This window comes from Anoxybacteroides tepidamans, from assembly GCF_014201465.1.
Classification (GTDB): domain Bacteria; phylum Bacillota; class Bacilli; order Bacillales; family Anoxybacillaceae; genus Anoxybacteroides; species Anoxybacteroides tepidamans.
Genome location: NZ_JACHEP010000041.1, coordinates 1 through 6992, shown reverse-complemented (window position 1 = coordinate 6992; position 6992 = coordinate 1). Strand labels below are relative to the sequence as shown.

The window sequence follows — 6992 nt, the reverse complement described above, 5'->3', positions numbered from 1 at the left end:
AACACTTCTACAATAGGAGTTTTTTTCTTTTGCGTAAACGTTTTTTTATATCACACTTTATTTACTAATTTTGTAAGCTGTGCAACGCTAGTGGGTGTAAACATTGTATTCATCGTTTGAAAAACAGCCGGAAGAAAAAAAGCAGTTAATTATTCGCGTAGCCATTGAAGAGTTTGTGCAGCACGGATACGATAGGGCATCAACGGATGTGATCACAAGCCGTGCCGGCATTTCAAAAGGGCTTTTGTTTCATTACTTTAAAAGCAAAAAAAACTTATATCTTTATGTCGTAACGTACGCCAAAAATTTATTGTTGGAAAAAGTGATGGAAGCGCTGCAGTCCGTTTCGTCGCCCGATTTTTTTGTTCGAATTAAAGAAATCGCGCTCGCGAAACAGTGGGTTCTTGCACAATATCCGTACGAAACGCAGTTAGTCGTCGCTGCGATGATGACGCCGCCAGCCGTCGTCAAAAAAGAAATGGAAGAGTTATTAAAGCAACATTACGAAACGTACGAAGAAGCGTTTATGCTCGAGCACATCTTTTTGAAACAACTAATTCCAACGGAGAAATTGCGCGACGACGTATCGGTTCATACGGTCATTCAGATGACGATGGCAATTGTCGACCATTTGTCGCAAAAATATCAAAAATTATACCAAATGAAACAATTTGACTTCCTTCGCCATTTCGACCGCATGATGAAAGAGCTTGATGACTATTTAAAAGTTATTAAATATGGGATTTATAAAACAATAGACGAAAAGGAATGAACGAGGCAGTTCGTTCGTTTTGTTTTTCCTATCTTCTTCCAAAAAAATTGCGGTATACTAATGGAAACGGCGCATGCGCACAAAGGAGGCCGTGTGGTGAAGACAGGGTATTTGTTAGGAGCATGTCTGTTCCGTGCCGATATATGCCGGGATTTGTAGAAACAGAGGGTCGTAGGTTGGCTCTCTATCATTTTTTGAAGAGTTTTTAATTCGTATGAAGTAGTCGCCTGAATGCCTGTCACCTCTTTCATTAATAAATAGTCTCTCGGTCTTATCAGCAGCTCTAGCCTTTCGACTAGGGCTTTTTATTATTTACCCCTATTGATGGAATGGGGACATATTCCTTGACATTATTTTTCCATTACTTTACCATTGTATGTAGACAACTGTATATTTCCCTCTAACACCCGAAAATGCTAACACGATCCCCATAAGCACAATTTGAAAATAAGGGGGAATTTGATGAAACAGACAACGATTGTTTTTTATGTTTCTGTTGTGATTGCTCTTTTATTTATTACATGGGGAATCATTCCTGAAAGTGTGCTGCCACATTATAATTTAGCAGTGGTCAGTTCGACAGTGCATGCCTTTCTTATTCATAAGTTTGGTTGGTTTTATTTGTTATCTGCGACTGCTTTCCTTATTTTCTGCTTCGTACTCATTTTTTCGAAGTATGGGAACATAAGGCTTGGTTCAGATGATGAGAAGCCGGACTATAGTTATAAAACGTGGTTTGCAATGTTGTTTAGTGCTGGAATGGGAATCGGGTTAGTGTTTTGGGGTGTGGCCGAACCGATGTATCATTATTATGAGCCACCGGTTGGTGAAGGAGAAACAGCAGAGTCAGCGCGTGTGGCAATGCGTTATGCGTTTTTCCATTGGGGATTGCATCCGTGGGCGATTTATGCAGTTGTCGGATTAGCATTAGCATACTTTCAATTCCGGAAAAAAGCGCCTGGTGTGATGAGTGGAGTACTGCGTCCAATTTTAGGAAAACGTGTAGACGGTGTGACGGGCGTAGCAATTGACACGTTAGCAGTATATGCAACGATTTTTGGAGTAGCAACATCGCTTGGGTTAGGTGCGATTCAAATTAGCGGCGGGCTGTCACATTTAATCCCTGCTATTAATAACACGATTACGACCCAATTGATGGTAATTGTTATTGTGACGGTATTGTTTATGCTGTCTGCACAAACAGGATTAGATAAAGGGATTAAGTGGTTAAGTGATACGAATGTTGCTTTAGCAGCTTTGTTGATGGTTTTTTTGTTGTTTGTTGGTCCAACGAACTTTATTATGGATGTGTTTACGACGACGCTAGGTTCTTATTTACAAAACCTTTCATCGATGAGTTTAAAGCTTAGTCCGTTTGAACAAAGTGACTGGCCGAGATCGTGGACGATTTTTTATTGGGCTTGGTGGATTGCTTGGGCACCGTTTGTCGGCTCGTTTATTGCTCGCGTTTCACGGGGGCGTACGGTACGAGAATTTATAATAGGAGTTCTGTTGGTTCCAACTGTATTCAGTATGATTTGGTTTTCCGTATTTGGTGGCACAGCGCTGTATTTGGAGCGTTTTGAGCAAGCGAATATTATGAAAATAATGAATGATGCAGGCGTTGAAATGGCACTATTTGCTGTCCTTCAACATTTTCCATTTGGTTCGTTGTTGGCAGGGATTGCTATTATTCTTATTTGTACGTTTTTCGTCACGTCAGCTGATTCCGCGACGTTCGTCCTTGGGATGCAGACAACGAATGGAAGTTTAAATCCAGCCAACTCTGTCAAATTTACGTGGGGTATTATTCAGTCTGTAATAGCAGCTATTTTGCTTTGGACAGGCGGCTTGCAATCGTTACAAACCGCTTCAATCATCGCTGCCTTCCCGTTCACCATTATTATGATCTTAATGGTTGTATCGTTATTACGCGCGTTTAGGCAAGAAATAGGCAAATAGGTTTGGTACCTGTCACGCCCCGAAGGTTGCCGGGATTTACAGAAACAGAGAGCCATAGTTTTGCTCTCTGTTTTTTTCACCAAAAACGACTTTGCGATTTTTTGTTAATATAATGATAATGAAGAAGCGATGAAAAGTGGCAACATCTTCATTTGGCAGGCCAATTGTCATTTCATCTAATGACGTCGCCAAGCGTATAGCAGAGGTATTATATAAATACAACTGGGAGGTTTAACTTATGGCGGACGAAAAAGTAGACTCCCTATTTTTTCGACTGTCGGAGGCAAGTCTGTGACTTGCCTTCGTCACGCCTTCGCGTGACAAAGGACCGAACAACGAGCCGCCTCCCAGACAAATAAATTTGTCTGGGAGCGGTGTTGTTCGGTCACCCGACAGTAGAAAAATAACGAGTACTCCATAAAAAAGAAAAATGTTAAAGTTTCAACGTGCATTTATATAGTATTGGGCTGAATCGGTACCTTCTTTTATTCGTTATGTAAATTTATGTTAGCTAAATTGTTCAGTTACAGTTACTTGTTTTGTTGGTAAAAACTAAAATATTTTTTTTACCTATGGCGATAATAAAAATTTGAAGCCTTGATTTTGTTACCACATATAGTCATACTACACCATCTACGAGATTGGTTTTTAGATTTATCTATGAAAAGAAGCACACATTCATCATTTTCACAAGGTTTTAATCTACTTAACGTCTTTTCATCTCCTATAACATCGAAAAAAGATTGAATAATTTGATGAAGAAGTGGAGAATTCAATTGATTTGATTCATAAAAAAGTTTCGGAAAGTTTGAAACACCAGTAATTAATTGCGGGAAAATTTCGGAAATTTGAATAAATTCATTGAAATTTCTAAGATGTTCAGTAGCAATTTTTCTTTTATATGCAAAATCTTGATAACAATTGTGGATCAAATCACGTAAAGTAATAAGTTTTTGAAAATTTTCTTCTATTGATGTAAAAGGAATATTAAATTCAAAATGCTTTGTCCACTTATATAAAGCAAGAGGAGATGTTAATAAATCGGTTTTAACTCCATTCACCATTTTAATTGTATTAGAAAAGTCTATAGAAATATTTCCGCCTACAAACACAAAATTATTATGGTTGCTCATAAATAATGACCTCCTAACCAGCAAAAAACTGTTAGATAAGATTATAGCATTTAGTTTAATAAAAAACAAAAGTTAGAATTATGGCTCTTCACCAAAAGTTGTGCTTGATTTTTTAATAAAAGCGGACTTTATCCTTGTTTATACATAATTGTAAATGAATTATAATTGGTATCCCTCGCTTCACAACATTACGTGTTCGTCAAGTACATTTTGCGGCGATTAACTATAATTATGTAAAAATGAAAAATTTTATAAAATGCATGTGAGATAAATGTTAGAATATATGACATTGTTTTTTTATTTTTTTATAACTACCTAATTGACTGTATGGTGGTTAGATGATATAAATTAATTAACAAAGTTGATTTACATCGCATAAATCAATATTATTAATCAGAAAATCACAAACGATAAGGAGAGTGATGAAAAGTCGATAATGTCATATAATATAACATAATATTTAAAACCTGATGGTTAGGAGAGTGATAAAAGTTATTTGTGTTATATAATCTGACATATTTGATTAGAAAACATGAATAATCAGGAGAGTGATGATATTGCCTATAACGCAGCAAAGTGAAATGGAAGTTTACGAGAGCTTTCTAAAAGAGCAATTAGTCCCTGTTGCCTGTCTAGTTGATGAGGAAGGTTTTTATCCGGAATCAATTATGAGGGGATTAGGGAAGCTTGGAGCCTTCCAATTTTCAAAATTAAATGAAAAAGAGGCGTTGCTGAAACGATTAAAATTAATTGAAATGTCAGCAAAATATTGTGTGTCTACTTCATTTCTAATTTGGTGTCATACAACATCAATTTCTTTTATCATAAACTCCAACAATTCGTATTTAAAAGAAAAGTTGCTCCCTTTGATGGAAAATGGACAATTGTTAGGGGGTACAGGGTTATCAAATGCGATGAAATACTATGCCGGTATGGAAGACATCCGCTTGAATGCAAAAAAAGTAGAGGGTGGTTATTCCATTAATGGTGTAGCTCCGTTTGTTTCAAACTTAGGACCTGGACATTGGTTTGGTGTTATTGCTCAAGTCAATAAGGAACAGAGAATTTTTGCTATGATCAATTGTGATTTGCCTGAAATTAAAATGAAGGAGCATAAAGATTTTACAGGGATGAATGGAACTAGGTCCTATACATGCCGATTTAATGACGTCTTTATTCCAAATGAGTATATTATTTCAGATTCAGCTGATCAATTTATTCCTAAAATTCGTCAGAGCTTTGTTTTGTCCCAAGCTGGTATGGGGCTAGGTTTGGTTCAAGCTTGCATCGATAATATGCTAAAGGTTGTTGATAAACAAAATAAAACTAATCAATTTATTGGTATTTCTCCAAGTGAAATACTAGAACAACTATACGCACTTCAGCAAAAAGCTTACCTACTATCCGAGAACTTCACAAAAAACAACTTTATTTCATCTGTTCAAGTACGTTTAGAAGCAGCTGAGTTAGCTTTAAAGACAGCTGAAATAGCTTTCTTATATCAAGGTGCTGCAGGGTATTATAGAAAATCTGATTGTATGAGAAGACTGCGGGAAGCCTTATTTATCGCAATAGTTACTCCAGCAATTAAACACTTGAAGAGGATTTTAATGGAAAATAATGTAACATCTTGCTAATTCTTATATGTTGTTTTAACCCGCTGCAACAAGAATAACCTAATATTTATCCTTATTTGAGGGGCGTGAGGAAGAGATTGTATGGATTTTATACAAAAAGAACATGAGGTATGCACTTTCAATCATTATGCTGATATGGATCATGACATGATGGAGAAAATAAATTTTCATAAAGAATTTGATTCTTTAATTACTAAATTTGTAACAGAGGAACCTAAAGACATAGTTCAAAAGATTTGTACTAGTTTAGAAAAACAAAGAATCAAAATATATGCAGTGGTAGATCATCAATCAGATATGGATACTGCTCAAGTATTCTCATATCCCGCCTTTACTATTATATTTGGTAATCCTCGAATGGGATCAAAATTATTAAAAAAACTACCTATTGCTGCAGTAGATATTCCACTAAGGATAGCAGTAATCAGATCTGAATCTGGTAAAGGAAGTTCCATTATTTTTCGAGATATGGAGTATCTTTTTAAAGAATATATAAAAATAGTTGGAGAACTTCGCGATTGGGCCCAAGAAATTAATCATATACTTATAAATTTAGTAGAACAATCTATAAGCGGAGGAGATAAAAAATGAAAACAAATCAAATGATTGAAATGATTCTGGAAGCTAAAAAAAAGAAAGGGCTAACTTTTTCACAAATAGCAGAAACAATTGGGAGATCAGAGGTGTGGACAGCTGCAGCACTATTAGGACAACATACAATGGATGAAAAAGAAGCAGAAAAAGTCGTTAATCTTTTGGAATTACCAGCAGAAGTATCTAAATTTTTGCAAACAATCCCTTATCGAGGAACGTCGTTTTCGATGCCTCCAACCGATCCAACGATTTACCGTTTCTATGAAATTATTTTAGTCTATGGTGAAGCACTTAAGGCGCTTATCCATGAAAAATTTGGGGATGGAATCATGAGTGCGATTGATTTTAGCATGGATTTAGAGAAAGAAGAAGATCCTAAGGGAGATCGAGTAGTCATTAAGTTGAATGGGAAATATTTACCATACAAAAAATTTTAGGATCTTCACCAAAAGTTGTGCTTATCTTTAAAACAAAGTTGGATAATGCTCTACTTTTACACCTTTAAGGAAATGATTAATACACAATCCTTATTTCACAAAGCCTATTACTTGTTATGTGTTAGGCACATTTTATGGTGATGAAGCAAATTTTAAAAAATAAATCAATTAGGGAGGAAGATAGCATGGAAAAAATGACAAAAGTATTAGAACAAATTGATGTGGAAGGATTAAAAGATTTGGTGAAAAAGGCGGAAACAACACCGGAAAATTATAAAATTGTTTCCAAAGCTACAACGGTATGTAGAGGCGGGTTTTTAAATGAGACGTATGTACGCGATTTAAATCCAGTAGTTATTGATGAACCATGCCACTTGTTTGGAACGAATACAACACCAAACCCGTCTGAGCATGTATTAGCTGCATTAGGAGCATGTCTATCCGTTGGGTATATGGC

The 6992-nt window shown here is 36.0% G+C and carries 7 protein-coding genes; 6 read left to right on the top strand and 1 reads right to left on the bottom strand.

The genetic code is table 11. The features are described from left to right. The first annotated feature begins 103 nt into the window (after positions 1–103). Together HNQ34_RS17060 and HNQ34_RS17055 are read left to right on the top strand one after the other, a co-directional pair. A complete protein-coding gene (locus tag HNQ34_RS17060; RefSeq protein ID WP_183256518.1) occupies positions 104–772 on the top strand; it encodes a TetR/AcrR family transcriptional regulator in 669 nt (222 codons plus the stop codon). 462 nt (positions 773–1234) lie between these two features. Then, positions 1235–2734, top strand: coding sequence for a glycine betaine uptake BCCT transporter (locus tag HNQ34_RS17055; RefSeq protein WP_183256517.1), 1500 nt, complete (start codon positions 1235–1237; stop codon positions 2732–2734). 566 nt (positions 2735–3300) lie between these two features. On the opposite strand, the gene HNQ34_RS17050 is transcribed toward HNQ34_RS17055, so the two are convergent. After that, complete coding sequence (locus tag HNQ34_RS17050) at positions 3301–3867, bottom strand: CGNR zinc finger domain-containing protein (protein WP_183256516.1); 567 nt, start codon at positions 3865–3867, stop codon at positions 3301–3303. A gap of 557 nt (positions 3868–4424) precedes the next feature. Between HNQ34_RS17050 and HNQ34_RS17045 the strand changes: the two genes are divergently transcribed. The 4 genes from HNQ34_RS17045 to HNQ34_RS17030 all read left to right on the top strand — a co-directional run. Continuing rightward, complete coding sequence (locus HNQ34_RS17045; protein WP_183256515.1) at positions 4425–5504, top strand: acyl-CoA dehydrogenase family protein; 1080 nt, start codon at positions 4425–4427, stop codon at positions 5502–5504. A gap of 81 nt (positions 5505–5585) precedes the next feature. Further along, a complete protein-coding gene (locus tag HNQ34_RS17040) occupies positions 5586–6095 on the top strand; it encodes a DUF302 domain-containing protein (RefSeq protein WP_183256514.1) in 510 nt (169 codons plus the stop codon). Further along, a complete protein-coding gene (gene cynS, locus HNQ34_RS17035) occupies positions 6092–6535 on the top strand; it encodes a cyanase (RefSeq protein WP_183256513.1) in 444 nt (147 codons plus the stop codon). The genes HNQ34_RS17040 and cynS overlap by 4 nt, the downstream gene beginning before the upstream one ends. A gap of 185 nt (positions 6536–6720) precedes the next feature. Next, on the top strand, positions 6721–6992 hold a 272-nt coding region (locus tag HNQ34_RS17030), incomplete at its 3' end, for an OsmC family protein (RefSeq protein ID WP_409978388.1).